Raw genomic sequence first — 23,440 nt, forward strand, 5'->3', positions numbered from 1 at the left:
CTGGCTTGCCTCTCAACGGGTCGGGACGTCGTGCGGGGTCCGCTGCTGCGGGGGCGACGTCGGGTGGGACTCGGTCGGGCTCGGCTGGTCAGCCGACTCGGAGTGGGACGTCGGGGTCGTGTCCGGCTGCGCCGGCCGGGACCCGACCGGCTCGGTCCCGAGCAGGTCGGCGAAGAGCGCGCGGTAGTGCACGACGGCCTGACGCAGGTCCTCGGTGCTCGCCTCGCCTCGGGCGTTGCGCTCGTGGATCTCGTGGGCGTCCCGGTAGTGCCCCAGCGTCCGGGCGTGCTCGACGGACAGGTGGGCGATCTGGTCCGAGAAGTCCCCGGTCGGGTAGCCACGCTCGGAGATCAGCCGGGTGACCAGTTCGTGGGCGTCGGAGACCGTCTCGTGGGGCGAGTCGACGAAGCGGACCTGGAGCTCCTCCCAGGCCGCCGCGTACCGGTCCCGAGCCTCGGGGGTGAGGGGGGTGAGGGTGAGTTCGGCGTGTCGGCGCTGGCGGTCCCGCAGCTCGCGCTCGGCCGCGCTGCGACTGCTCTGTTCCGCTACCGCCCGGTCGTACTCCGGGCCGAACCGTTGGCGCAGCGCCCGCCGCCGACCGGCGATCACCAGGGCTGCGGCCACCGCCGCGACCACCAGTACGACGAGCACCAACACGATTACCTGCGTGGACGTCATGGCTCCTCCTTCGTCCTCTGGTATTCCCTGCTTCCGGTGATCGCCAATCCCGATCCGCGCACTTTCCTCAGATGGGTCGGATGGGTAAGGAGGGACAGGTGGGACGGCGGTTCCCGTCGACTGGTACCCACCGAGCAGGAGGAGACGCGATGAACGAGCAGGTCGACAAGCCGGTCCTCACCACCCGTCAGGGCCATCCGGTGCACAACAACCAGCAGCAGCGGACGGTCGGCTCACGAGGGCCGGCGACGCTGGAGAACTACCACTTCCTGGAGAAGATCAGCCACTTCGACCGGGAGCGGATCCCGGAGCGGGTGGTGCACGCCCGAGGTTTCGTCGCCCACGGGGAGTTCGAGGCGTACGGCACCATCGGCGACGAGCCCGCCTCGACGTACACCAGGGCCAGGCTCTTCCAGACCCGGGGCACCAAGACCCCGGTGACCGTACGCTTCTCCACGGTCATCGGCGGCCGGGACTCCTCCGAGGCGACCCGCGACCCCCGGGGCTTCGCTGTCAAGTTCCGTACCGAGGACGGCAACTGGGACCTGGTCGGCAACAACCTGCCGGTCTTCTTCATCCGGGACGCCGTCAAGTTCCCGGACGTGATCCACGCGCTGAAGCCGGACCCGGTCACCTTCCGACAGGAGCCGAACCGGATCTTCGACTTCATGTCCGGCACCCCCGAGTCGATGCACATGCTGACCTGGCTGTTCAGCCCGCGTGGCATCCCTGCCGACTACCGACGGCAGGATGGCTTCGGGGTCAACACCTACCGGATGGTCGACGCCGCAGGTGAGGGCGTCCTGGTCAAGTACCACTGGAAGTCGCAGCAGGGAGTCGAGTCGCTGACCGAGGAGCAGGCGGCGGCGATCCAGGCCACCGAGCTGGGACACGCCTCCCGCGACCTGTACGAGGCGATCGAACGCGGCGAGTACCCGCAGTGGGAGCTCAACGTCCAGATCATGAGCGACGACGAGCACCCGGAGCTGGACTTCGACCCGCTGGACGACACCAAGACCTGGCCGGAGGACGTCTTCCCGCTGCGTCCGGTCGGGATGATGACGCTGAACCGCAACGTCGCCAACGTCCACAACGAGAACGAGCAGATCGCCTTCGGCACCGGCGTACTCGTCGACGGGCTTGAGTTCTCCGACGACAAGATGCTGGTGGGCCGGACCTTCTCCTACTCGGACACCCAGCGGTACCGGGTGGGCCCGAACTACCTCCAACTGCCGATCAACGCACCCCGCCCCGACGTGGCGGTCGGCACCAACCAGGAGGGTGGCCCGATGTCCTACCACGTGGACGATCGGGGCGAGAACCCGCACATCAACTTCGAGCCGTCCTCGGTGGCCGGGTTGCGGGAGGCCGACGAGTCCTACCGGGAGTACCGACCCTTCGTCTCGGGGCAGGTCGTGAAGGCGCCGATCGAGCGGCGCAACGACTACGCCCAGGCCGGTGAACACTTCCGGACCATGCCCGAGTGGGAGCGCGACGACCTGGTGAAGAACCTGGTCGCGCAGCTGGAGCAGTGCGACGGGCACATCCAGGAGAAGATGGTCTGGCACCTGCGCCAGTGCGACGAGGCGTACGGGGGGCGGGTGGCCGAGGGGCTCGGTATCGGTGCGGAGTCCTGACCCCGGGGATCGGACCGGGCGTCCCGCCGTACGACACGGCGGGGCGCCCGATTGTCGACAGAGGTTCGCAGGTGGCGGTGCACGCGGTAATGGTCGGCGCGACAGCCGGTAGTGCATCGGCGGTCAATTACGTATCCTGCCCACGGTGCCCGTACCGGTGCCCGGCACAGTGGCCGGGCCACCGCCCGCCGGTGCCGGTACCCCTTCCGTCACCTTCCGGGCGAGGCTGCGATGAACACCCGTGACTGGCCGATCCGGGCCAAACTGGCCGCGCTGGTCGTCACCCCGGTGGCTGCGCTGCTGGCACTGTGGATCTTCGCTACCACCCTTACCGTCGGACCGGCCAGGAGTCTGCTCGACGCCAACACCCTCCTCGACGAGTTCGGCATCCCCGGCGAACGGGTCGTCGCCGAGTTGCAGAGCGAACGTCGACTCTCGATGGTCCACCTCGCCGGGGAGGACGAGTCGCCACCCCTGATCGAGCAGCGCCGCCGTACCGACGAGGCGATCGGCGAGCTGCGGAACCGCATCGACGGCGACTCGCTGCGCGGCGCCGCCCACGACCTGCTGGAGACCCGTCTCGACGAGTTGGTGGCGACCCTGGACGCCCTACCGGCCGGTCGGGGGTACATCGACCGGCGCGAGGTCGACCGGGCCGGTGCCTTCGGCCTCTACACCGGAATGGTCAGCTCGGCCTTCCAGGCGTTCACCGCCCTGGCCGCCCTGCCCGACACCGACCTCAACCGGCAGGTACGGGCGATCACCGACCTCGGCCGCTCCCGTGAACTGCTCGCCCAGGCCGACGCGCTGGTCGCCGGGGCGGCGACCGCCGGTCGGTACGCCGAGGACGAGCACACCCGGCTGGTCCAGATCATCGGCAACCAGACGTACATCGTCGAGGGCGCGGTGGCCGAGTTGCCCGCCACCGACCGGGCCGCCTACCGGCAGCTCACCGAGGGGCCGGAGTTCCGCCGGCTACAGGCGATGCAGGACAGCCTGGTCGCCGGCTCCGCCACCGGCCGACCCCGGGTCGAACTCACCGAGTGGCAGACCCGCCACGACGCCGTCCAGGACATCATGCGCGACTTCGAGCTCGGTCAGTCCGACGCGCTCGCCGACCGGTCGGTGCCGGTCGCTGTCGGCATCCTGGTCCGGCTCGGATCGGTCGGGCTGCTCGGTCTCCTCGCCGTGGTGGCCTCCGCGGTGGTGGCGCTGCGGGTGGGCCGTTCCCTGGTGTACCGGCTCACCCACGTGCGCGACGACGCCCGGGAGATGGCCGAACGTCGGCTGCCGGACGTGGTGGCCCGGCTCCGGCGGGGGGAGGAGGTCGACGTCGCGCGGGAGGCACCACCCCTGGAGTACGGCCGTGACGAGATCGGCGAGGTCGGTCAGGCCTTCAACGAGGTACGCCGTACCGCGCTGAGCGCGGCTGTGGACGAGGTCACCCTGCGGCGCGGCCTCAACGAGGTGTTCCTCAACATCGCACGGCGCAGCCAGGGGCTGGTGCACAGGCAGTTGGCCATCCTGGACCGGCTGGAGCGGCGCGCCGAGGACCCGGACGAGCTGGCCGAGCTGTTCCGCGCCGACCATCTCGCCGCCCGACTCCGACGCCACGCCGAGGACCTGGTCATCCTCGCCGGGGCCGCGCCCGGTCGGGGATGGCGCAACCCGGTCGCCATGGTCGACCTGGTCCGGGGGGCCACCGGCGAGGTCGAGTCGTACGACCGGGTGGACGTGACGAGCCTGGAACCGGCAGCCGCCGTCGGGCGGGTCGTCGGCGACCTGATCCACCTGCTCGCCGAACTGATCGAGAACGGCACCGCGTTCTCCCCGCCGCACACCCGGGTCGAGGTCCGCGGTCGGCGCACCCCCGACGGGTACGACGTGGAGGTGGCCGACCGGGGACTGGGCATGCCCGCCGACGCGATCGCCGAGGCCAACGCCCGACTGGCCGAGCCTCCCGACTTCGATCCCACGCAGAGCGCCCGGCTGGGGCTGTTCGTGGTGGCCCGACTGGCCGCCCGACACGGCGTACGCGTCGGACTGCGCCGGTCGGAGCACGGCGGGATCACCGCCACGGTGCACGTGCCGGCCGACCTGATCACCGACGAGACGCCCGCCTCGGGGCCGGAGGCCGACCGGGTGGCCCGGGTGACCCGCCTGCACACCCCACCCCGGCCACGGGGTCGGATCACCAGGGAGCGGCAGCGGACGTCCGCCCCGGTGCTCCCGCTCGCCACGGACCGCAGCAGCGCCGTGGACCTGTCCCCGAACACCGACGGGCTGCCCCGCCGGATCCGCCGCCGTGCCCCGGAGGCGCGGCCCCGGCCGCCGGTCGCCGAGACGCCCAGCCCTCGGTCCCCCGAGGAGGCGCGTCGGCTCATGTCGGCGCTGCAGGACGGCACCGCCCGCGGTCGCCGGGGCGTCGCCCCCGAGACCGGATCGGGCACCGAGCCGCCGTCGTCGCCTACCGGTGACGGCGTACCCAGACCCCCGACCGCGACTGAGAGGGACGCCTAGTGGTGCAACCGACGAAGCAGAGCGCAGATCTCGACTGGCTCCTCGACGAGCTGGTGGAGCGGGTGCCGACCGCCCGCCAGGCGGTGGTGTTGTCGGCGGACGGGCTGCTGCTCGGCTCCTCCGCAGACCTCGACCGTGCCGACGCCGAGCACCTGTGCGCGATGGCCTCCGGCTTCTCCAGCCTGGCCAAGGGGGCGAGCCGGCACCTCGCCGCCGGACCGGTCCGTCAGACGGTGGTGGAGATGGAGTCGGCGTACCTCTTCGTCACGGCGGCCGGGCAGGGTGCCTGCCTGGCCGTGGCCGCCGACGCCGACGCCGACATCGGCCTGGTGGCGTACGAGATGGCGATGCTGGTGACCCGGGTGGGGGAGTACCTCGCCGCGCCGGCCCGGGAGCCTTCGGAGACCGACGATGCGGGATGATCACCCCGACCCGCAGCACGAGTGGCTGGACGGGGAAGCCGGCCCGGTGGTCCGTCCGTACACTCTGACCGGCGGCCGGGTTCGGCCGGCGGTCGAGGGGTTCGACCTGGTGGCGTTCGTGCTGGCTGACCCGGCGGCCGACCTGGACGAACACCCGCGGCTGCATCCGGAACACCGGCGTCTGGTCGAGTTGGCCCGACGCCCGGTTCCGGTGGCCGAACTGGCCGCCCGCCTCGACCTCGCGCTGGGCGTGGTACGGGTCCTCCTCGGCGACCTGCTCGCTGGGGGACTCGTGTCGGTCCACGAGCCGAGGCGTGCCGCGATCCTTCCCGACGACAACATACTCAAGGCGGTGGTCAGTGGACTACGTGCGCTCTGATCGGGGTGGCCACCGGGTGCCGCTGGCCCTGAAGATCCTGATTGCCGGCGGCTTCGGGGCCGGCAAGACGACGTTGGTCAGCGCGTTGAGCGAGGTCCGCCCGTTGCAGACCGAAGAGGTCCTGACCGGGGCGGGCATCGGCACCGACGACCTGTCCGGAGTGGAGGCGAAGTCCACCACGACCGTCGCGATGGACTTCGGTCGGATCACCATCAACGAGGACCTCCAGGTCTACCTCTTCGGCACCCCGGGTCAGGACCGCTTCTGGTTCCTCTGGGACGAGCTGCATCGGGGGCCGGGGCTTGTCGACCTCCCGGCCGGAGAGGATCTCCTGCGGCTCCTGCCAGTCGGCCAGGTCGGCCTGTTTGATCAGGCCGTGCGCCACGTCCACCCGGAACCCGTCCACGCCCCGGTCCAGCCAGAAGCGCAGGACGTCCACGAACTCGGCCCGGACCTCCGGGTTGTCCCAGTTCAGGTCGGGCTGGGCGGTGTCGAACAGGTGCAGGTACCACTGGCCGGGCCGGCCGTCGGGTTCGGTGACCCGGGTCCAGGCCGGTCCGCCGAAGACGCTCTGCCAGTCGTTCGGCGGCTCGTCGCCGTCCGCGCCGAGCCCGTCGCGGAAGACGTAGCGCTGCCGTTGCGGGCTGCCGGGGGCGGCGGTCAGCGCCTCGGCGAACCACACGTGCGCCGAGGAGGTGTGGTTGGGCACCAGGTCGACGATGACCCGCAGCCCCCGCCGCTTCGCCTCGTCGATCAGCCGGTCGGCGTCGGGAAGCGTGCCGAACAGGGGTTCCACGTCTCGGTAGTCGGCCACGTCGTACCCGGCGTCGGCCTGCGGCGACGGGTAGAACGGCGAGAGCCAGACGGCGTCGACGCCGAGTTCGACGAGGTGGTCGAGGCGGGCGGTGATGCCCGGGAGGTCGCCGATGCCGTCGCCGTCGGAGTCGGCGAAGGATCGCGGATAGATCTGGTAGATGACGGCTTCGGTCCACCAGCCGGGGGTCACCCCGGTGGGGGCCTCCTGGGGCGTCGATGTCGTGTTCAGGGCGTTCTCCCGTGGGTCGAGACGTCCGGTCGCCCGTTCATTGTGCCCAGGATGACCTCCGGTGAAGCCCGTTGCGCGCGGTGGCCCCGGGCCGCGAGCCGGCAGGGGCGTACGCCGTCTGTCAACCGGCCCGGGGCGGGGCGGTGGAGTACCTGACGACCAACCGGGTGGGCAGGACCACCGACTGCTGTGCCCCGGCCTCGGCGGGACCGGACGGCCCGGTGGCCAGCGCCCCGACGATCGGGTCGAGCAGGATCCGGGCCGCCAGGGTGCCCTGGTCGGCGGCGGGTTGGGCGATTGTGGTCAACCCCAGGACCCCGGCCAGGTCGTGGTCGTCGATGCCGATCACGCTGACGTCCTGCGGCACCCGCAGCCCGGCGTCCCGCAGGGCGCTGATCGCGCCCATCGCCATCTCGTCGCAGGCGGCGAAGACCGCTGTGGGTGGGTCACCCCGGCGCAGCAGCTCCTCCATCGCCCGGGTGCCGCCGTTGATCGTGAACTGCGACTCCACGTCGAGGCTCGGGTCCGGTTCCAGACCGGCGGCGCGCAGCTCCTCCTCGTAGCCCAGCCGACGGTCGATGTGGGTGGTGAACGCCAGCTCGTCGTCGGGGTCGCCGGAGATGTGCGCGATCCGACGGTGGCCCAGGTCCAGCAGGTGCCGGGTCGCGGTCCGGGCGGCGGCCCGGTCGTCGATCCGGACCCACGGCCAGTCGGGTACGACGCCGCCGGAGCTGATGGTGATCCCGGGCAGGGTCAGCCGACCCAGCGCGGTCAGCTCGGTGTCCCGTAGCGGGGTGGCGACCAGGATCACCCCGTCGGCCCGTTTGTGCAGGTCGGCGGTACGCAGCACCCGTTGCCGGAGCTGCTCGCGCCCCCCGAGGTTGCACAACAGCAGGTCGTACCCGGATTCGTAGAGGACGTCCTCGACCGCCTCGACCACCGTGCTGAAGAACCACCTGGTGATCCGGGGGACCACCACCGCGACGGTGCCGGTCCGGCCGCCGGCCAGGCGGGAGGCGCTGGGCGAGACGGCGTACTCCAGTTGCTCGGCGGCGGCGAGCACCCGGCGGCGGGTGTCTGCGGAGACGGTCGGCAGGCCGCGCAAAGCCCGGGAGACGGTGGCGGTGGAGACCCCGGCCAGCCGGGCGACGTCGTCGATCCTCGTCATGTCAACCTTGCTCGGTAACCGACTCCGCCGCCGTCGAGGACCTCGACGGCGGCGGAGGACGTTCGATCAACCCTTCACGCTGCCCGCGAGGAGACCTCGGACGAAGTAGCGCTGCAGGGACAGGAACACGATCAGTGGTACGACCATCGAGACGAACGCCCCGGCGGTCAACCGTTGCCACTCGCCGCCTCTGGTGCCGGCCAGTTCCGCGAGCCGGACCGTCAGTGGGGCGACGTCACTGCCGCCACCGGCGAAGATCAACGCCACGAGCAGGTCGTTCCAGACCCAGAGGAACTGGAAGATGCCGAACGCTGCCAGCGCCGGGGTGATCAGGGGCAGGACGATGCTGCGGAAGATCTTCGGGTGGGTTGCCCCGTCGACCCGGGCCGCCTCCATCAGGTCCTTCGGGAGCTGGGAGACGAAGTTGTGCAGCAGGAAGACAGCCAGCGGGAGGGCGAAGCAGGTGTGGGCGAACCACACCTGGATGTATCGCTCCTCGCCGGCGAGGTTCCACGCCGGCATGAGGGTCACCCCGCCGAGGTTCACCCCCCGGGAGAAGAAGCTGAGCAGCGGCACCAGGGCCATCTGCAACGGGACGATCTGCAACGCGAAGATGCCGATGTAGAGCCAGTCCCGGCCCCGGAAGTTGATCCACGCCAGGGCGTACGCGGCCATCGCCGCGAAGGCCAGCGGGAAGAGCACCGACGGCAGGGTGATCACCAGCGAGTTGACGAAGTAGCCGGCGAGCTGCCCGGAGGACGCACCCCTACCGAAGAGCACCTGCTGGTAGTTGTCCAGGGTGAACTGCGGGTCGCGGAAGAACGTCCACCAGCCGGTGGTCTTGAGCTGTTCCTCGGGACGGAAGGACGAGATGAACAGCCCGAAGGTGGGGATGGTCCAGACCGCCGCGATGACGATCGAGACGACGGTGGCGGTGCGACTGTTGAGCCGCTTGCGGACCCGGCCGGCCCTGGTCGGGGTCCCGCGGGTGCCCTGTGTCCCGGCGGCGAGCGGGGGAGTCGAGGTGGTCATGTCAGCCCTCCCGCTGCTGGCGCAGGTTGCGGATCTGGTAGATCACGATCGGGATCACCAGGACGAAGAGCACGACCGCCAGGGCCGAACCCTGACCGCTCTGGCCGTACCGGAATGCCTGGTTGTACATCTCGTTGGCCACCACGCTGGTGTCGTAGTTGCCGTTGGTGGAGGTCCGGACGATGTCGAAGACCTTCATGGTGGCGATGGATATCGTCACCACCACCACGATCAACGCCGGCTTGATGCTCGGCATCGTGATCTGCCAGAACATCTGCCAGGGGGTCACCCCGTCGAGGCGGGCGGCCTCGACGATGTCCGCCGGGATCGCCTTGATCGCCGCGGAGAGCACCACCATGGCGAATCCGGCCTGGATCCACACCATGATCACGATGAGCAGCAGGGTGTTCAACGGCGGGTCCTGCAACCACTGCCGGGGCTCACCGCCCAGGGTGACCACGATCTGGTTGAGCAGACCGATCTGTTCCTGTTCCGGACCCCGGTACGCGTAGACGAAGCGCCAGATGATGCTCGCGCCGACGAACGAGATGGCCATCGGCATGAAGATCAGTGACTTCGCCACCGCCTCGAACCGGACCCGGTCCACCATGACCGCGTACACCAGGCCGATCGTGGTGGCCACCAGCGGCACCAGGATCACCCAGGTCAGCGTGTTCAGCAGCACCCGGACGATGGAGTCCTCACTGAACATCCAGCCGTAGTTCTGCAACCCGACGAAGTTGTCACCGGGTCCGTCCATGAAGGACAGGAGGGTGGTCCGGATGGCCGGCACCACCAAGCCGATCATGAGCAGCAGCACCGTGGGCAGCAGGAAGAAGAGCGCGAACAGGCCCTCCCGCTGCTTGGGGCGCCGGGGCAGCGGCCCGCCACCGGCGGCTGCCGCCACCAGCTGGGCTTCGCGGCGTCGGGCGAACCAGGCCGGCACCACGTCGAGCAGCGCGAGCATGCCACCGACCACGACGACGAACGCCAGCAGGCCGTAGAGCAGCATCAACAACTTGCCTTGTTGTCCGACGAAGTCGAACTCCATCAGTCCCTCCAGGGTCCACGGCCCGAGAACCTCGGGGCCCGGCCCGTGTGTCACGGACCGGACCCCAGGTCACCTCAGTTCGGCCAGCTGCTCTCGATACCGGAGAGGACGCTCGCGGTGTCCCTGCCGTTCAACCACTCGATCATGCCCTTCCAGAAGGTGCCGGTCCCGACGGCGGCCGGCATCAGGTCGGAGCCGTCGAAGCGGAACACGGTGTTGCTGTCCTGGAGGAGCTGCACGGAGAGCTTGTCCACCGGGTTCGGGACGTTCGCCAGGTCGAGCTTGTTGTTGGCGGACACCCAGTCACCGATCTTGGCGCGGCTGTTGGCGTACTCACCCGAGGCGAGGTACGTCTGCACGGCCTGGACCTCGGGACGGTCGGCGAAGGCGGCGGTGAACTCGCCACCACCCAGGACCGGCTTGCCCTTGGCCGGGTCGATCGCCGGGAGGTAGAAGGCGAAGACGTCGCCGTCCTCGGCCACCTTCGTGCCCTCCGGCCAGTTGTTGGCGTAGAAGGACGCCTGCCGGTGCAGCGCGCACTCGTCCTTCAGGATCGGCAGACCGGCCTCCTGGAACGCGGTGGAGGTGATGCTGCGGACCCCGCCGAAGCCGCCGTTGACGTACTTCTCGTTCTTCAGGATCTGCCCGGCCTTGTCGACCGCCTCGACGACCCGGGGGTCGTTGAAGGGGATCTGGTGGGTGGTCCACTGGTCGTAGACCTCGGGGGTCTGCGTACGCAGCATCATGTCTTCGATCCAGTCGGTGGCCGGCCAGCCGGTGCCCTCACCGGACTCGACCCCGACGCACCACGGCTTGGTGCCGCCGGCGGCGATGGTGTCGCTCAGCTTGATCAGGTCGTCCCAGGTCTCCGGGACGGTCCAACCCTTCTCCTGGAACGTCTTCGGCGAGTACCAGACGAAGGACTTCACGTTCGACCCGAGCGGGGCACCGTAGAAGGTGCCGTCGACGGTGCCGTACTTCAGCCAGTCGGCCGAGTAGTTCTGCTCGGCCATCGCCTTGGTGTCGGGGCTGGCCGCCTTGAGCTGACCGCCGGAGGCGAACCGCTGGATCAGCCCGGGCTGGGGGATGAACGCGAGGTCCGGAGCGTTGCCGCCCTGCACGAGGACGGGGAGCTGGGCCTCGAACTCGCCACTGCCCTCGTGGCTGATGTCGATGCCGGTGCACTCGCTGAACTCTTTCCAGGACTCGTCGAGACGGTCGGCCTCGATCTCCCGGATCGACGAGTAAATGGTCACCGTGGTGCCGTCGTGACCCTCGTACTTCTCGTATGCGGAGCAGTCCCCGGAACTGGCGTTGTTGCCGCCGCTGTCGCCGCTGCTGCAGGCGGTGGCGCTGACCGCCAGCCCGAGCACGCCGGCGATCACGAGGGCCTGGCGTGGTCTGGCAAAGACCGCCATGCCGTCCTCCTTCCTAGCCGGCGCGGTCGCGAGGGCGGCGCCGGTCCGATGGGCGTCCCAACATTTAAGCGCTTTCATCTGTGCGGGTCCACCCCTCACCGGACACGACCGAGTAACGATCCGGAAACCTGACTGCCCTCCGATGGGCACGCTCCCACGAGCGTCGCGAGTCGCCTCCGGACGGTGAAGGAAATACGACGACAGTCGATAGACAATGACGCAGATCGACCCCGGTCGAAACCGACCGGGGTCGTGCGGACAGCCAACCGACGGATCACATGTTGAGCTGCCAGATCGAGAGGTTGAGGGCGGCGGCGAAGGTGACCCAGGCCCAGTACGGCAACATCAACACCGCCGCCGGCCTGAAGATCCGCCAGAACAGGGCGACGGTGACCCCGATCGCCAACCACATCACCACGATCTCGGCGAATGCCAGACCGTATTGACCCGCGCCGAAGAACAACGGGGTCCACAGGGCGTTCAGTACGAGTTGGGCGATCCAGGCGTAGACGGCCGGACCGAAAGCGACGCGTCGCCAGACCAGCCAACCGGCGATCGCGATCGTCGCGTACAACGCGGTCCAGACCGGCCCGAACAACCACGACGGCGGGGCCCAGGAGGGCTGGCGCAGGCTGTTGTACTCACTGGCCGCCCCGCCGACGGCGAGCCCGCCGACGGCGGCTGCCACGAGCACCGCCGCCCCGAACCCCAGCAACGCCAACCAGGCCCGGGGGCCGCTGTGCCGCTGCACCGCGCTCGAAGTCGTCATGGTGTCCAGATGCCCACCCTCGGTGACGGACAAACCTCCCCGAGAGGGACGGTCGTCCCCACCGGGGGCACGAAGGCGCCGAGGTCGTCGGAGCCGGAGACTCCTGTCGGGAGGACGGAGTTCCGGATCCGACGACCTCGGCGGGTCGAAGGGAACTGCGAGAGGTGACCGGGTCAACTGAAGATGCTGACACCGCCCGGGCCCACGATCAGCCCGACCACGATGAGGACGACGCCCCAGAGGATCTGCCGGCGGAAGAGGGCCAGAACACCGGCGACCACCAGCACGACTGCGAGAATCCAGAGAAGTAGCTCCATGACCGCTGAATACCCGCTTAGGCGAATCTGGAAACCCGATCTCAGTCGAGTTGACCACCGAGTTCGAAGACGCTGTACGCCTGCTTGATCACCGGGTGGGCGACGTTGCGGACCCGGACCCCACCCGGGGTGGTGCCCCGCTCGGAACCGTGGTGCGCGTGCCCGTGCAGGGCCAGCGCCGTCGGCGCCGAGTCGATCGCCTGCCCCAGCTGGTACGACCCGAGGAAGGGGTAGATCTCCAGCGGCTCCCCGGCGAGGGTCTCCGGCACCGGCGAGTAGTGGGTCAACGCCACCAGCAGGTCGCAGTCGAGCCCCCGCAGCGCCGCACCGAGCGCGTCGGCGCTCTCGGTGGTGGTCCGGACGAACGCCTTCATCTCCGGCTCGCCGAAGTCACTGGCGCACCTGCCGGCGAACCCGCCGCCGAAACCCTTCACCCCGGCCACGCCGAGCCGGCCACCGGCGCACTCCAGCACCACACCCGTTCCCTCCAGGACGGTGATGCCGGCATCCTCCAGCACCTTCACCACCCGGGGAACCTGGTCGCACTGGTGCTCGTGGTTACCGAGCACCGTCACCACCGGGACACCCAACCCACCGAACTCGGTCGCCACACAGCGCGCCTCCGACTCGGTGCCGTGCCGGGTCAGGTCCCCGGCCAGCAGCAGCGCCTCGGCGTGCTCCGGCAACTCCTCCAGGGCGGGCCGGAACCGTCCGACCACATCCTCGTCCATGTGTACGTCGCCGACCGCGGCGATCCGGATCACCATGAAACCCTCCTCACGGCAGCTGCTCGACGTCAGTGGGTGCCTGTGCGCGGATCACCCCGATGTCGCTGCTGACCGGTACGTCCGGGAAGCGCTCGGCGACCCTGCGGAGGATCTCCTCCCGCCGGTGCGGGCTCTCCACCTCGCCGTAGAGCACCAGTCCACGCTCGGTGCAGACGACACTGATGCCCTGTTCGGCGACGGCCGGGTCCTCGGCGAGCAGCCGTTGGATCTCCGCCTCCACGTACTCGTCAGGCGGGGAGGTGCCGCTGTCGCGGTACTCGGTCACGGTGTCCCCTTCTCTCCCGATGGGCCGGCCTCCGGCACCACGTCCAGTCGGTCGAGCAGCACCAGGAACGCCTCGGCGTACGGCGAGTGCTGCGTCTCCTTCCGTACCCGTTCCCAGTCGATCTGCTCCCGCAGCGACCTGGCCAGCGGAAGTCCCCGGGCGAAGTCGCAGTAGTGCTGGGAGAAGCTGAGCAGTTTGTGCACCATCAGCTGGGTGGCCGACAGGACCGGCATGTGGATCGCGTCGACCGGTCGGATCACCGTGTCGCCGAAGGTCTCCTCGGTCACCGGGGTCTCGATGGGCCGGTGGATCAGGTCCACCATCCGGTCGTCGTCGAAGACCTTCACCAACCAGTCCTCGGGCGGGCGCTCGGCGGTGAAGCCGGCCGCCGTCAGCTCCTCCAGGGCCCGGTCGACGTCGGCCCCCCGGATCAGGAAGTCCACGTCGTGGTCGCTGGAGTGGCCGCCGTGGGCGTACACGGCGAAGCTCCCCCCGAGCGCGAACGGGATCTCGGCCTGCTTGAGCACGGCGGCGACTTTCTTCAGGGTGTGTACCAGTGTCTCGTCTCCGCGCTCCGCCATCTGCGTCTCCCGTCGTGGAACCGATTTCCTTCGTCGGTGGATGGCCGATTGCGTACCCGGCATTCCGGTCGTCCACACCTGCCCCCGGCGCGTTCGGTGACGGCGCGGGAGAAAAGCGACAAAGGCCCGAGGGAGCACGCGTCGGATAACCTGTGCAGAGTGTCCAGATCACGACGGGCGCGGCGCGACAGAGCCCGGTTGCGCGCCGTTGCTCTGATCGGCATCGACGGTTCGGGCAAGACCACCCAGGCCTACCGGCTGGCCGAGGCGCTCACCACCGCCGGTCGGCCCGCGACCTACCACCGCAACGCGGGCGGTCGCCGCTGGCTCGGCCGGTTGGCGGTCCGGCTCGGCCGACTCGACGCCCAGCGGCTCGTCGGTCGGACCGGACTGCTCACCGTCGAGTCGGTGCTGCGGTGGGTGGCGATCGCGGCGGCGTTGACCAGCTGCCTGGTGACCGGCCGTACGGCGATCATGGACCGCTACTCGGCCTGTCAGTACGTCAGCATCCGGGCACACGGTGGGCAGCGCGGGGAACGGCTGGCCCGGGTCGGGTACCGGATCTTCCCGCCCCCGCAGGTGACCTTCCTGCTCTCCCTCGACCCGTCGGAGGCGTACCGACGCATCGAGCGGCGGGGTACCGACCACGAGACGATCGGCTACCTCACCGCGGCCGACACCGCGTACCGCACCCTGCCGGAGTACCCCTCCTTCGTGGTGGTGGACGCCGGTCTGCCGCCGGACGAGGTGAGTCGGCAGATCCTGGCGTACCTCGACGGGTGGCTGCCGACCCCCGCCGGGGCGGCACCGGTCGACCCCGGCCCCCCGGCCTCGGCACTCGACACCCCGAGGCCGGTCGTCGACGACCCGCCACCCGTGCTTGCGGTCGACGAACCGGGGCCCCCGAGGCCGGTGGTCCCCGCCTGACGTCGCCCCGATCCGCGACGTCGACGTTGACTGTCGTCCATCGGCGGAAGTAGCTTTCCACAGTGCCGAAGGGGCCCCAGGATTCCACCGGGAGCGGACCACCGGACCTGGTCGTCCACATCAGCGGACTGCTGCCGTCACTGTCCCCGGCCGAGCAGCGGGTGGCTCGGCTGGTGGTGGCCGACCCGGGGGACGTCCCCCGGCGGACCATCACCGACCTGGCCACCGCCGCCGAGACCTCCGAGGCGACAGTGGTCCGGTTCTGCCGGTCGGTCGGCCTCGACGGCTACCCGCACCTGCGCATCGGCCTCGCCGCCGAATCCGCCCGACGCCGTGAGCCCCCGGACGCCCGGGTGTTCCCCGGGGACCTTCCACCCGACGCCGGCCTGCCGGAGATCATCGCGACCGTCGCGTTCCACAGTGCCCGGGCGGTCGAGGAGACCGCCCGGCGGCTCGACCCGATCGTCTGCGAACAGGTCGCGGCGGCGATCGTGGCCGCCGGTCGGGTCGACGTGTACGGAGTCGGAGCCAGCGGACTCGTCGCCGCCGCCGCGCAACGCAAGTTGCAGCGGATCGGGCGTACCACCTGCTGCTTTCCGGACGTGCACTCCGCCCTGACCTCCGCCGCCCTGCTGGGCCGGGGTGACGTCGCGGTGGGCGTCTCGCACACCGGCACGACGTCGGAGGTGGTCGAGGTGCTGCGACAGGCACGCGCCCGGGGGGCCACCACCGTCGCGCTGACCAACTTCCCGCGTTCCCCCCTCGCCGTGGTGGCGGATCTGGTGCTCGCCACCGCCGCCCACGAGGTCGGCCACCGGTACGGCCTGTCCGCCGGCGAACCCGCTCAGCTCACCGTCGTGGACTGCCTCGTCCTGGCGGTGGCGGCCCGGGACCGGGAGGGGGCCGAAAGGTCACTTTCGGTGACCGACGAAGCGGTCCGGGAATACCGGGTGGAGCAGGGGCGTCGACCACCTGATCGCGGTGAACCCCCAGGTCGGGTGCGACAGGGAACACACCCCTCGGCGGGACGGGAGACCGGCGCCTGATTGTTCCACCAGGCGTGGGGTATTCGTTAACCACCGGACGAACCGCCTGGTCCACCGGGCGGAACCGCCCGTGACGAGGATCGCAGCCGGGCGGTGACCCGGGTCGCTGCCCTCCGGAGGTACGCAATGGTGCGATTCCTCCGGCGGCGCAGCGGTGGTCCGCCGACCCGTCTACCCCCGTGGTGCCCCATCGACGAGTCACCCGACGGGGTGCTGACAGCAAATATGGACCGCGCTCTCAGCTGATACTCAGGCATTCGTGACACGTTCGACTCACGACATGGAATCCCTGATACGTCCCAACTGTTGTGTAGGTGTCAGCGAGGCGGGGCACTCAAAGGGACGGGGGAGGGCTGATGAACGTGGGGATGGCAAGGAACCGGGCAACCGGCGCGAGCGAGGGGACCGTGGGCAACGTGGACAAGAACATCGGATTGCGGACCGACGAGGTCGCCGAGGAGCGGGACCTCGTCGGAGTCTACCTGCACGAGATCTCCCGGACGCCGCTGCTGGACGCCGCCAAGGAGGTCGAACTCTCCAAGACCATCGAGGCCGGCCTCTACGCCGAGCACCTGCTCGCCGAGGACCGCGTCCCCGCCGGCGTCGACCGGGACGACCTGGAGCGCCTGGTCGCCGAGGGTGAGCGGGGCAAGGACCTGTTCATCCGGGCCAACCTGCGGCTGGTCGTGTCGATCGCCCGTCGGTACGTCCGGTCGGGGATGCCCATGCTCGACCTGATCCAGGAGGGCAACACCGGCCTGGTCCGGGCGGTCGAGAAGTTCGACTACGAGCGCGGGTACAAGTTCTCCACCTACGCGACCTGGTGGATCCGCCAGGCCATCAGCCGGGCCATCGCCCAGCAGGAGCGGACCGTACGGCTTCCCGTCCACCTCGTCGAGGACGTCAACCGGATGCGCAACGTCGCCCGTCAGCTCACCCGTGAGCTGGGCAGCGACCCGGAGCCGGAGCAGATCGCCACGGCCCTCGGGGTGACGGTGGAGCGGGTCAACGAGCTGGTCCGCTGGTCCCAGGACACCGTGTCGCTGGACACCCCGGTCGGGGACGACGGTGACACCAACCTCGGTGACCTGGTCGCCGACAGCGACGCGCCGTCGCCGGAGGAGATCGTGCTCACCGGGTTGGAGCGTCAGCGTATCGAGGGGCTGCTCAACCACCTCGACGACCGTTCGGCCGGCATCATGCGGGCCCGGTACGGCCTGGAGGACGGCCGGGAGCACTCGCTCACCGAGGTGGCCTCGCGGTTCTCGCTCTCCCGGGAGCGGATCCGGCAGCTGGAGATCCAGGCGCTGGGGCGGCTGCGGGAGTTGGCCCGGGCCGAGGGGTTGCAGGCCGCCTGAGCACGATGGGCGGCCACGAAGCGGCGCCGGTCCACCGGGACCGGCCCCCCGACCACACAGTGCACGCGAACGGCCGGCGTCCCACAGGGGACGCCGGCCGTTTCTTCTTCTGCGCTGGTAGGTCGGGTGGGTCAGCGGACCCGGCCGTACCCGTACGGTGCCATCAGGTCGACGGGACGTTTCTCCACGTGGCGGCCGAAGGTCGGCGCGTGGATCACCTGACCGTCGCCGACGTAGAGCGCCACATGGCCGAGGCTTCGGTAGAAGACCAGGTCACCCGGGCGCAGCTCGGCCCGATTGATCTTGGCCACCGCGTTCCACTGCATCTTGGTGTTGTGCGGCAGCGACTTGCCCGCCGCCCGCCAGGCCGCCGAGGTCAACCCCGAGCAGTCGTACCCGTTGGGGCCGGAGGCGGCCCACACGTACGGCTTGCCGATGGCACCGTAGGCGTACCGGACCGCCGCACCGGCGCCACCGGAGACCCGGGGGGCGTCGTTGGCGGCGCTGCCCGCCTGCTGCTTCGGCTGCTCGGTGGCCCGCCCGTACGCCGCCCGCCGCAGGTCGTACAGCTTGGCCAGGTCTCTCTCGATCTTCTTCTTGCCGGTGTTCAGTTCCTTTGCCTGCGCGGCCTGCCGGGCCAGCGTGGTGTCCAGTCGGGTCTTCTGGTCGACAAGTTGCCGCTCGTTGGCGGTGAACCCCTCGATGCTCTTCTGGCGCTGACGGGTGAGCTGGTCGAGGGTGCCGAGCCGTTCCACCACCGAACCGGAGCCGCCCTGCAGCAGGGCGTCGACGGTCTGCAACCCACCGGTCTTGTACGCGGTGACGGCGATCTCGCCCACGTCGGCCCGGCTGCGCTCGGTCTGCTCCTGCAACGGCCCGATCCGGGCCTGGAGGGTGGCGGCGGCCTTCTTGTTGTCCTTGATCTTCTCGCGCAGTTCGTTGTACGACTCGACCACCTGCGCCAGTTCCGTCGAGGACTTGTCGATCCGTCGCGTCAGCTCCGCGACCGAGGGGTCGGCCGAGGCCGGTGCCGCCGGGGCGACCAGCACCGCGACCAGGCCGGCGGCGACGAGCGGACGCAGCAGTGTCCGGAGAGACGACAAGAGCGGAAGGCTCCTCTCCCGTGGCCGTCGGGAACGTGGGGACACCCCGGACGGCACCGGACCCGGGGCCTTCCGGTCGGAGGGCACGTGGCCGGTCCAGCCTGCTCAACGTAGCTCGGGACCGCAGTGATGGGCAGTCATTGCCGAGACCAATGTTGCGGAAGTGGCAGCTTTTTGCGCCAGATCGTCACTGTCGGTAGTGAATCGAGGACCTTTCGGATCCGTCGCGGTGGCTCCGGTCAGCCGGCGACCGGCTCCGGGGTCTGCTGCGGCTGCGTCTGGTGCACCCACTGGCTGACCCGTCGCTCCGCCCAGAACGAGACGAAGGGCACCGTCCCGGCGAGCATCACCGCGAGCATCCGCTTCAACGACCAGTCCGCCCGTCGGGACAGGTCGAAGGCGGCGGCCAGGTAGACCATGTAGAGGAAACCGTGGGACGGCCCGATGGTCTCCACCACCACCGCGTTGTCGAAGCCGTACTTCATCGGCATCCCGACCACGACCAGCATGATCAGCACCACGCCCACGATCCAGGCGATCACGCGGTACCGGTTGAGGGCTGCGCCCACCGTCGTCCGTCCTTCCGCACCGGCCTCAGCCGGGATAGTCACCGGGGCGCGCCCCCGGATTGGCGTTCAACCATGACAGGTAGTGGTTGTAGGCGGCCAGGTCGCCGTCCTCGGCGGCACCGGACGTCGACGTCCGGGAGACCCGGACCGGTCGGCGGATCGCCGGTCGGGCGTCGGAGACCCCGTCGACGGCCCCCGGAAGGGCGGTCGGCCTCTCGGCGGCGGGGTCCGGGTCCGACTCGGGTGCGTTCCCGTCGGGAGACCGGCGCAGCTCGTGCCGCACCTCCCGCCACCACACGAACACCACGAACCCGGCGAAGATCGGCCACTCGAAGGCGTACGCCCAGCTCATGGCGTTCCCGCTGACCGCCCGGCTGATCTGCCACCAACCCAGGGCGAGGAATCCGACCACCAGGACGACCATGGCCACGTGGCGGAACAGCAACGCCGGTGTCCAGAGCCGCTTCATGACGTCGAGGGTACCGGCCACCCCTGCCCTCTCCGACACGGCGTCGTAGTCGGCGTGCCCCACGGGCCCCGTGGGTTTGGTCGACCCGGGCTGGGGCACACGTCTAGATGCGAGCCCATACCAGAGCAGGGGGCGATCATGAGCGATTCGGTACGCCAGAACGGAGTCGACGCGGCGACAGTCGGCGAGACCAGCCCGGAGCAGCGGGTCCCGGAGTGGGACACCTCCGCCCCCACACCCGGTGGTACGAGCGGCACCGGTGACCTGCTCGACGAGGACGTGGTGGGGATCGATCCGGCCGAGCTGGACGACGACGACCTGCTCCGGGAGGTGCACAGCCTGCACCGCACCCGGCTGGACACGCTCCGGCACGCCTCCGACTCGGCCCTCGCCAACCACCTGCGGCGTACCGCCGAACTGGAGACGGAGTACCTGGCCCGGCATCCCGGCCGGGAGGTCGACCCGAGTCGGCTGCGGAGCGCGTGATGTCCGGGCACGCCGCGCGGGGCATGTCCGCGCCACCCGAGGTGGTCTTCAGTACGGCAACCGACCCGGACCGCTCCTCGGCCTGGCTCCCGGAGCCGCTGCGGGCCGCCGGTGAGCAGCGCTCGCAGGTCGACGCGGCCGAGCTGCACGCCCGCTGGAACGAGACGGACGGCGGATGGGCCGCCGAGATCCGCGTCGAGCCGGGGCCCAGCGGCGGGGCCCGGGTCCGACTGGAACTGCACGACGGATCCGACGGGTCCGGCCTCGACGACCTGGCCGAGAAGAGCCTGGCCAACCTCGCCGACGCGGTGGCCGACAACCTGACCGCCGGATGACCGACCGATCCCCACGACCGAGACTGACCGAGGAGACTCCGGTGACCCAGGGCGGCCTGAAGGAGAAGGTGGCGCGGTTGCGCCGGTCGTACGCGCCACACGAGCATCGGCCGTTGGGCGGCTACCTGGTGGCGATGGGCACGTACGCCGGGGTGACAGGGGCACTGGCCGCGCTGGTCCGGGCCACCCGACGCCCGGTCCCCGAGCGTCCCGCCACGGCCGACGTGATCCTGCTGTCGATCGCCACCCACAAGCTCAGCCGACTGCTCTCCAAGGACGCGGTGACCAGCCCGTTGCGGGCCCCGTTCACCCGTTACGACAAGCCGATCGGCAGCGGCGAGGTGATGGAGCAGGTACGCGACTCGGGCAGCCCCACCCGGCACGCCATCGGTGAGCTGCTCAGCTGCCCGTTCTGCCTGGCCGTCTGGGTGGCCACCGGGCTCACCGGGGGTCTGGTGCTGGCACCCCGGACCACCAGGCTGGTCGCCACGGCGCTGACCGCGGTGGCCGCGTCGGACTTCCTCCAGATGGCGTACGCCATGGCGCAGCAGAAGGCCGAGGGCGGCGGCCCCGACGAGAAGTAGGAAGCAACGAAACGGGTGGGGCCGGTGCTGGCCCCACCCGTTTCGTCACGTCCGATCGTCTTGGGCGACGGTCACCGTTCCATTCCGGACCACCCGCGCGGTGCCTCCGGTTCGCGCTCGTCGGCATCTGCGTCGGTGACCACGTCCCGGTCCACCGCGGTACGATCGTGCTCGTTGGCGAAGTCCGGGTCCTTCTGCGGTGTCGTGGCCCGTGGCGGTTGGCCGAGCGCCGGCAGGTCCCGTTGTTCGTCGTCGCGATCGCTGCTCATCTCGTCCTCTTCTCGGCCGACCGGGACGGCGGCCCTGCGGGGGCGGGTCGGTCAGCCCGGTGTCGCGCCGAGCAGGTCGGCGACCTCGTCCAGGGCGTACTCCCCCTCGGGGAGGGCGCTGACCTTGATCAGGAGTTCGGCCGGCAGTTCGGCGGCCACCGCCCGGCGCTGGATCTCCGCCTGGCTGAGCCGTTCCTGCCCGTGGTAGAGATCGTCGAGCAGACCGTCCAGCTCGCTGCGGGTCGGTGTCTCGATCAGCGGCTCGCTGGTGGTCACTGGTTCGTCGGTCACGTCACTTCGGCTACCCGTCACCGAACCGGTCAAACGTGGTGCCTCCGGTGGCGGTCGGGACCACCACCCGAAGGCTGCGACTGTGACGTGGGCCACGACCGATACCGGAACACCGAGGCGGGTGGGCCGGTTGAATGGGGTGTCGGTGTGTCCAGTGTCCCCGGGCCTCACCTATATAGCCTTCGCGGAATACCGTTCGGCTGGAGCCGCGTCGTGCCACTCGCCGAGAGGCGACCTGCACACCGACGCCAGCGGCCCCGGTCACCACCGGGGCCGCTGGTCTTCTCACCTCAGGAACTTCGCGTAGGGCTGCGGGCGTGCCGCCCGCTCAGGGCTGGGCGGGAGTCGCCAGGGTGGTCCGTCGGGCGCGGGTGGCAGCGGCCAGCTCGGTGAGGACCTCGGCGGTGCTGTCCCAGCCGATGCAGGCGTCGGTGACCGACATGCCGTACTCCAGCTCCCGGGTCGGGTCCAGATCCTGCCGGCCGGCCTGCAGGAAGCTCTCCAGCATGATCCCGGCGATGCCCCGCTGGCCGTCGGCGAGCTGCCGGGCCACGTCGGCGGCGACCTTCGGCTGGTTGCGGTGGTCCTTACCGCTGTTGGCGTGGCTCGCGTCGACCACCACCCGCTCGGGCAGCCCGGCGGCGCGGAGCAGGCCCAGCGCGGCGGCCACCGAGGCGGCGTCGTAGTTCGGACCGTCGTTGCCGCCGCGCAACACCAGGTGACAGTCGGCGTTGCCCCGGGTGTGCATGATCGCCGGGGTGCCGGAGACGTCGATGCCGGGGAAGACGTGCGGTACGCCGGCCGCCCGGATCGCGTCGACGGCGGTGCCGATGCTGCCGTCGGGCCGGTTCTTCATCCCGATCGGCATGGACAGCCCGGAGGAGAGCTGCCGGTGCACCTGGCTCTCCACGGTGCGGGCACCGATCGCCCCCCACGCCACAGTGTCGGCGATGTACTGCGGGGTGATCGGGTCCAGGAACTCGCACCCCACCGGCAGGCCGAGCCGCAGGACGTCGAGCAGGAGGGCCCGCGCCGTGCGCAGACCGGTGTTGACGTCACCCGAACCGTCCAGGCCCGGGTCGTTGATCAGGCCCTTCCAGCCGACGGTCGAGCGCGGCTTCTCGAAGTAGACGCGCATCACGATCAACAGGTCGTCGGCGAGCCGGTCGGCCAGCGACCGGAGCCGCTCGGCGTACTCCAGGGCAGCGGCCGGGTCGTGCACCGAGCACGGCCCGACGACCACCAGGAGGCGGTCGTCGTCCCGGTCCAGCACTGCGGCGGTGGCCCGTCGCCCGGCCAGCACGGCCGAGGTGAGGCCGGCGTCCAGGGGGAGATGGTGGTGCAACAGGGCAGGGGTGGTCAGCGGGACGACGCGGTCGATCCGCTGGTCGATGACCCGATCGGTGTCCGGGTTCGGCACGGTGGGGTTTCCTTCCGCCGACCGTGCCCAGGGCCGGCGCCCGGGACGAGCCGGCTGCTCGTACGCGAAAGGGGCGGGACCCTGTCCCGCCCGGCCGGCTCGAAGTGAGGTGACGTCAGTTCACGATGAGGTCACCGGCTCCGGAGCCGGCTGCATAAACCATCGATACCACTGCGTCACGCCGACAACCCTACCCGAGGATCCCGAAAACCCTCACCCGCTCACCACATTGTGAGCAGGGCCCCGCCGACGACCCCGTTTGCCGTGCGGACTGGCGCTGTCGCGGTGCGGTGGCGGTGCGCGCCTCGGCGGGCTGCCGGGCCTGGTGGTGGTACGGGCTGCCGGGCCGGGTGGTGGTGCGGGCTTGGCGGGCTGCCGGGTTGGGTAGGAGAGGTGCCATGACCGAACGAATCCAGGACCAGGACCGGGTGGAGTCCCGGGCGCACCTGCTGCCGGAGGAGGCCGCCGCCGGCAGCGACGACGCCCGGGCGCAGGCGGCGGCGATCCTCGCCG

General features: G+C 70.3%; 25 protein-coding genes and 3 pseudogenes. 11 read left to right on the top strand and 17 right to left on the bottom strand.

Features of this window, described 5'->3' with window-relative positions:
* Positions 1-12: 12 nt before the first annotated feature.
* The gene (locus tag ABT336_RS03050) at positions 13-678 is read right to left on the bottom strand and encodes a hypothetical protein (protein WP_350894808.1); all 666 of its coding nucleotides are present in this window, start codon (positions 676-678) and stop codon (positions 13-15) included.
* Positions 679-827: 149 nt separating this feature from the next.
* Here ABT336_RS03050 and ABT336_RS03055 point away from each other — a divergent pair, with 149 nt between their 5' ends.
* The 5 genes and pseudogenes from ABT336_RS03055 to ABT336_RS03075 form a co-directional block, all read left to right on the top strand.
* Complete coding sequence (locus ABT336_RS03055; protein ID WP_350894809.1) at positions 828-2,315, top strand: catalase; 1,488 nt, start codon at positions 828-830, stop codon at positions 2,313-2,315.
* A 231-nt stretch (positions 2,316-2,546) separates the two neighbouring features.
* A complete protein-coding gene (locus ABT336_RS03060; protein ID WP_350894810.1) occupies positions 2,547-4,835 on the top strand; it encodes a sensor histidine kinase in 2,289 nt (762 codons plus the stop codon).
* Positions 4,835-5,257 (top strand): roadblock/LC7 domain-containing protein, encoded by a 423-nt coding sequence (locus ABT336_RS03065; protein WP_350894811.1) that lies wholly within the window; start codon positions 4,835-4,837, stop codon positions 5,255-5,257. The genes ABT336_RS03060 and ABT336_RS03065 overlap by 1 nt, the downstream gene beginning before the upstream one ends.
* A complete protein-coding gene (locus tag ABT336_RS03070) occupies positions 5,247-5,636 on the top strand; it encodes a DUF742 domain-containing protein (RefSeq protein ID WP_350894812.1) in 390 nt (129 codons plus the stop codon). Before ABT336_RS03065 ends, ABT336_RS03070 begins: the two co-directional genes overlap by 11 nt.
* Positions 5,617-6,009 (top strand): annotated as a pseudogene (locus tag ABT336_RS03075) (GTP-binding protein); the annotation flags it as partial. The gene ABT336_RS03070 and the pseudogene ABT336_RS03075, both read left to right, overlap by 20 nt.
* Here ABT336_RS03075 and ABT336_RS03080 read toward each other — a convergent pair.
* The 10 genes and pseudogenes from ABT336_RS03080 to ABT336_RS03125 all read right to left on the bottom strand — a co-directional run.
* Positions 5,923-6,681, bottom strand: a pseudogene (locus ABT336_RS03080) (alpha-amylase family glycosyl hydrolase); the annotation flags it as partial. The pseudogenes ABT336_RS03075 and ABT336_RS03080 overlap by 87 nt on opposite strands.
* A 121-nt stretch (positions 6,682-6,802) precedes the next feature.
* Positions 6,803-7,849 carry a LacI family DNA-binding transcriptional regulator gene (locus tag ABT336_RS03085; RefSeq protein ID WP_350894813.1) on the bottom strand — a complete coding sequence of 349 codons (1,047 nt, stop codon included), beginning with the start codon at positions 7,847-7,849 and terminating at the stop codon, positions 6,803-6,805.
* A gap of 66 nt (positions 7,850-7,915) precedes the next feature.
* On the bottom strand, positions 7,916-8,881 hold the full coding sequence (locus ABT336_RS03090; protein WP_350894814.1) for a carbohydrate ABC transporter permease: 966 nt from the start codon (positions 8,879-8,881) through the stop codon (positions 7,916-7,918).
* A 1-nt stretch (position 8,882) separates the two neighbouring features.
* The gene (locus ABT336_RS03095; protein WP_350894815.1) at positions 8,883-9,932 is read right to left on the bottom strand and encodes a carbohydrate ABC transporter permease; all 1,050 of its coding nucleotides are present in this window, start codon (positions 9,930-9,932) and stop codon (positions 8,883-8,885) included.
* Between the two features lie 74 nt (positions 9,933-10,006).
* Positions 10,007-11,350, bottom strand: a complete 1,344-nt coding sequence (locus tag ABT336_RS03100) for an ABC transporter substrate-binding protein (RefSeq protein ID WP_350894816.1) — start codon at positions 11,348-11,350, stop codon at positions 10,007-10,009.
* Positions 11,351-11,624: 274 nt separating this feature from the next.
* On the bottom strand, positions 11,625-12,119 hold the full coding sequence (locus ABT336_RS03105; RefSeq protein WP_350894817.1) for a TspO/MBR family protein: 495 nt from the start codon (positions 12,117-12,119) through the stop codon (positions 11,625-11,627).
* A gap of 173 nt (positions 12,120-12,292) precedes the next feature.
* Positions 12,293-12,436 (bottom strand): GPGG-motif small membrane protein, encoded by a 144-nt coding sequence (locus ABT336_RS03110; RefSeq protein ID WP_350894818.1) that lies wholly within the window; start codon positions 12,434-12,436, stop codon positions 12,293-12,295.
* Positions 12,437-12,477: 41 nt separating this feature from the next.
* Complete coding sequence (locus ABT336_RS03115) at positions 12,478-13,203, bottom strand: metallophosphoesterase family protein (protein ID WP_350894819.1); 726 nt, start codon at positions 13,201-13,203, stop codon at positions 12,478-12,480.
* A 10-nt stretch (positions 13,204-13,213) separates the two neighbouring features.
* On the bottom strand, positions 13,214-13,489 hold the full coding sequence (locus ABT336_RS03120; protein WP_350894820.1) for a BON domain-containing protein: 276 nt from the start codon (positions 13,487-13,489) through the stop codon (positions 13,214-13,216).
* Positions 13,486-14,133, bottom strand: coding sequence for a nucleotidyltransferase family protein (locus tag ABT336_RS03125; RefSeq protein WP_350894821.1), 648 nt, complete (start codon positions 14,131-14,133; stop codon positions 13,486-13,488). Before ABT336_RS03125 ends, ABT336_RS03120 begins: the two co-directional genes overlap by 4 nt.
* 96 nt (positions 14,134-14,229) lie before the next feature.
* Between ABT336_RS03125 and ABT336_RS03130 the strand changes: the two genes are divergently transcribed.
* The 3 genes and pseudogenes from ABT336_RS03130 to ABT336_RS03140 all read left to right on the top strand — a co-directional run bounded on the left by ABT336_RS03130 (position 14,230) and on the right by ABT336_RS03140 (position 17,401).
* On the top strand, positions 14,230-14,997 hold the full coding sequence (locus tag ABT336_RS03130; RefSeq protein WP_350894822.1) for a dTMP kinase: 768 nt from the start codon (positions 14,230-14,232) through the stop codon (positions 14,995-14,997).
* A gap of 62 nt (positions 14,998-15,059) precedes the next feature.
* A pseudogene (locus ABT336_RS03135) lies at positions 15,060-15,965 on the top strand (MurR/RpiR family transcriptional regulator); the annotation flags it as partial.
* 446 nt (positions 15,966-16,411) lie between these two features.
* Positions 16,412-17,401 (top strand): sigma-70 family RNA polymerase sigma factor, encoded by a 990-nt coding sequence (locus tag ABT336_RS03140; protein ID WP_350894835.1) that lies wholly within the window; start codon positions 16,412-16,414, stop codon positions 17,399-17,401.
* A 131-nt stretch (positions 17,402-17,532) separates the two neighbouring features.
* On the opposite strand, the gene ABT336_RS03145 is transcribed toward ABT336_RS03140, so the two are convergent.
* From ABT336_RS03145 to ABT336_RS03155, 3 genes are all read right to left on the bottom strand, one after another.
* Positions 17,533-18,504 (bottom strand): C40 family peptidase, encoded by a 972-nt coding sequence (locus ABT336_RS03145; RefSeq protein ID WP_350894823.1) that lies wholly within the window; start codon positions 18,502-18,504, stop codon positions 17,533-17,535.
* Positions 18,505-18,743: 239 nt separating this feature from the next.
* Positions 18,744-19,073, bottom strand: coding sequence for a DUF3817 domain-containing protein (locus ABT336_RS03150; RefSeq protein WP_350894824.1), 330 nt, complete (start codon positions 19,071-19,073; stop codon positions 18,744-18,746).
* Positions 19,074-19,098: 25 nt separating this feature from the next.
* Complete coding sequence (locus ABT336_RS03155; RefSeq protein WP_350894825.1) at positions 19,099-19,542, bottom strand: hypothetical protein; 444 nt, start codon at positions 19,540-19,542, stop codon at positions 19,099-19,101.
* A 138-nt stretch (positions 19,543-19,680) separates the two neighbouring features.
* Between ABT336_RS03155 and ABT336_RS03160 the strand changes: the two genes are divergently transcribed.
* The 3 genes from ABT336_RS03160 to ABT336_RS03170 are packed head-to-tail and all read left to right on the top strand — an operon-like array spanning position 19,681 to position 20,947.
* The gene (locus tag ABT336_RS03160) at positions 19,681-20,028 is read left to right on the top strand and encodes a DUF6158 family protein (RefSeq protein ID WP_350894826.1); all 348 of its coding nucleotides are present in this window, start codon (positions 19,681-19,683) and stop codon (positions 20,026-20,028) included.
* Entirely contained in the window at positions 20,028-20,363 is a 336-nt protein-coding gene (locus ABT336_RS03165) for a hypothetical protein (protein ID WP_350894827.1), read from the top strand. Before ABT336_RS03160 ends, ABT336_RS03165 begins: the two co-directional genes overlap by 1 nt.
* A 41-nt stretch (positions 20,364-20,404) precedes the next feature.
* Complete coding sequence (locus tag ABT336_RS03170; RefSeq protein WP_350894828.1) at positions 20,405-20,947, top strand: DUF1360 domain-containing protein; 543 nt, start codon at positions 20,405-20,407, stop codon at positions 20,945-20,947.
* 71 nt (positions 20,948-21,018) lie between these two features.
* On the opposite strand, the gene ABT336_RS03175 is transcribed toward ABT336_RS03170, so the two are convergent.
* The 3 genes from ABT336_RS03175 to ABT336_RS03185 all read right to left on the bottom strand — a co-directional run bounded on the left by ABT336_RS03175 (position 21,019) and on the right by ABT336_RS03185 (position 22,927).
* On the bottom strand, positions 21,019-21,216 hold the full coding sequence (locus ABT336_RS03175; RefSeq protein WP_350894829.1) for a hypothetical protein: 198 nt from the start codon (positions 21,214-21,216) through the stop codon (positions 21,019-21,021).
* A gap of 51 nt (positions 21,217-21,267) precedes the next feature.
* Positions 21,268-21,507, bottom strand: coding sequence for a hypothetical protein (locus ABT336_RS03180; protein WP_350894830.1), 240 nt, complete (start codon positions 21,505-21,507; stop codon positions 21,268-21,270).
* Between the two features lie 328 nt (positions 21,508-21,835).
* Positions 21,836-22,927, bottom strand: coding sequence for a 3-deoxy-7-phosphoheptulonate synthase (locus ABT336_RS03185; protein ID WP_350894831.1), 1,092 nt, complete (start codon positions 22,925-22,927; stop codon positions 21,836-21,838).
* Positions 22,928-23,440: the final 513 nt, after the last annotated feature.

The sequence above is a fragment of the Micromonospora sp. NPDC000207 genome, from assembly GCF_040300925.1.
GTDB lineage: Bacteria > Actinomycetota > Actinomycetes > Mycobacteriales > Micromonosporaceae > Micromonospora.

Bases quoted from the DNA above. Each gene is read 5' to 3' on its own strand.
- ABT336_RS03110 (WP_350894818.1), bottom strand. From the start codon at position 12,436: ATGGAGCTACTTCTCTGGATTCTCGCAGTCGTGCTGGTGGTCGCCGGT.
- ABT336_RS03095 (WP_350894815.1), bottom strand. From the start codon at position 9,932: ATGGAGTTCGACTTCGTCGGACAACAAGGCAAGTTGTTGATGCTGCTC.
- ABT336_RS03155 (WP_350894825.1), bottom strand. From the start codon at position 19,542: ATGAAGCGGCTCTGGACACCGGCGTTGCTGTTCCGCCACGTGGCCATG.
- ABT336_RS03125 (WP_350894821.1), bottom strand. From the start codon at position 14,133: ATGCCGGGTACGCAATCGGCCATCCACCGACGAAGGAAATCGGTTCCA.
- ABT336_RS03070 (WP_350894812.1), top strand. From the start codon at position 5,247: ATGCGGGATGATCACCCCGACCCGCAGCACGAGTGGCTGGACGGGGAA.
- ABT336_RS03165 (WP_350894827.1), top strand. From the start codon at position 20,028: ATGTCCGGGCACGCCGCGCGGGGCATGTCCGCGCCACCCGAGGTGGTC.
- ABT336_RS03050 (WP_350894808.1), bottom strand. From the start codon at position 678: ATGACGTCCACGCAGGTAATCGTGTTGGTGCTCGTCGTACTGGTGGTC.
- ABT336_RS03055 (WP_350894809.1), top strand. From the start codon at position 828: ATGAACGAGCAGGTCGACAAGCCGGTCCTCACCACCCGTCAGGGCCAT.
- ABT336_RS03100 (WP_350894816.1), bottom strand. From the start codon at position 11,350: ATGGCGGTCTTTGCCAGACCACGCCAGGCCCTCGTGATCGCCGGCGTG.
- ABT336_RS03085 (WP_350894813.1), bottom strand. From the start codon at position 7,849: ATGACGAGGATCGACGACGTCGCCCGGCTGGCCGGGGTCTCCACCGCC.
- ABT336_RS03175 (WP_350894829.1), bottom strand. From the start codon at position 21,216: ATGAGCAGCGATCGCGACGACGAACAACGGGACCTGCCGGCGCTCGGC.
- ABT336_RS03105 (WP_350894817.1), bottom strand. From the start codon at position 12,119: ATGACGACTTCGAGCGCGGTGCAGCGGCACAGCGGCCCCCGGGCCTGG.
- ABT336_RS03140 (WP_350894835.1), top strand. From the start codon at position 16,412: ATGGCAAGGAACCGGGCAACCGGCGCGAGCGAGGGGACCGTGGGCAAC.
- ABT336_RS03090 (WP_350894814.1), bottom strand. From the start codon at position 8,881: ATGACCACCTCGACTCCCCCGCTCGCCGCCGGGACACAGGGCACCCGC.
- ABT336_RS03160 (WP_350894826.1), top strand. From the start codon at position 19,681: ATGAGCGATTCGGTACGCCAGAACGGAGTCGACGCGGCGACAGTCGGC.
- ABT336_RS03060 (WP_350894810.1), top strand. From the start codon at position 2,547: ATGAACACCCGTGACTGGCCGATCCGGGCCAAACTGGCCGCGCTGGTC.
- ABT336_RS03115 (WP_350894819.1), bottom strand. From the start codon at position 13,203: ATGGTGATCCGGATCGCCGCGGTCGGCGACGTACACATGGACGAGGAT.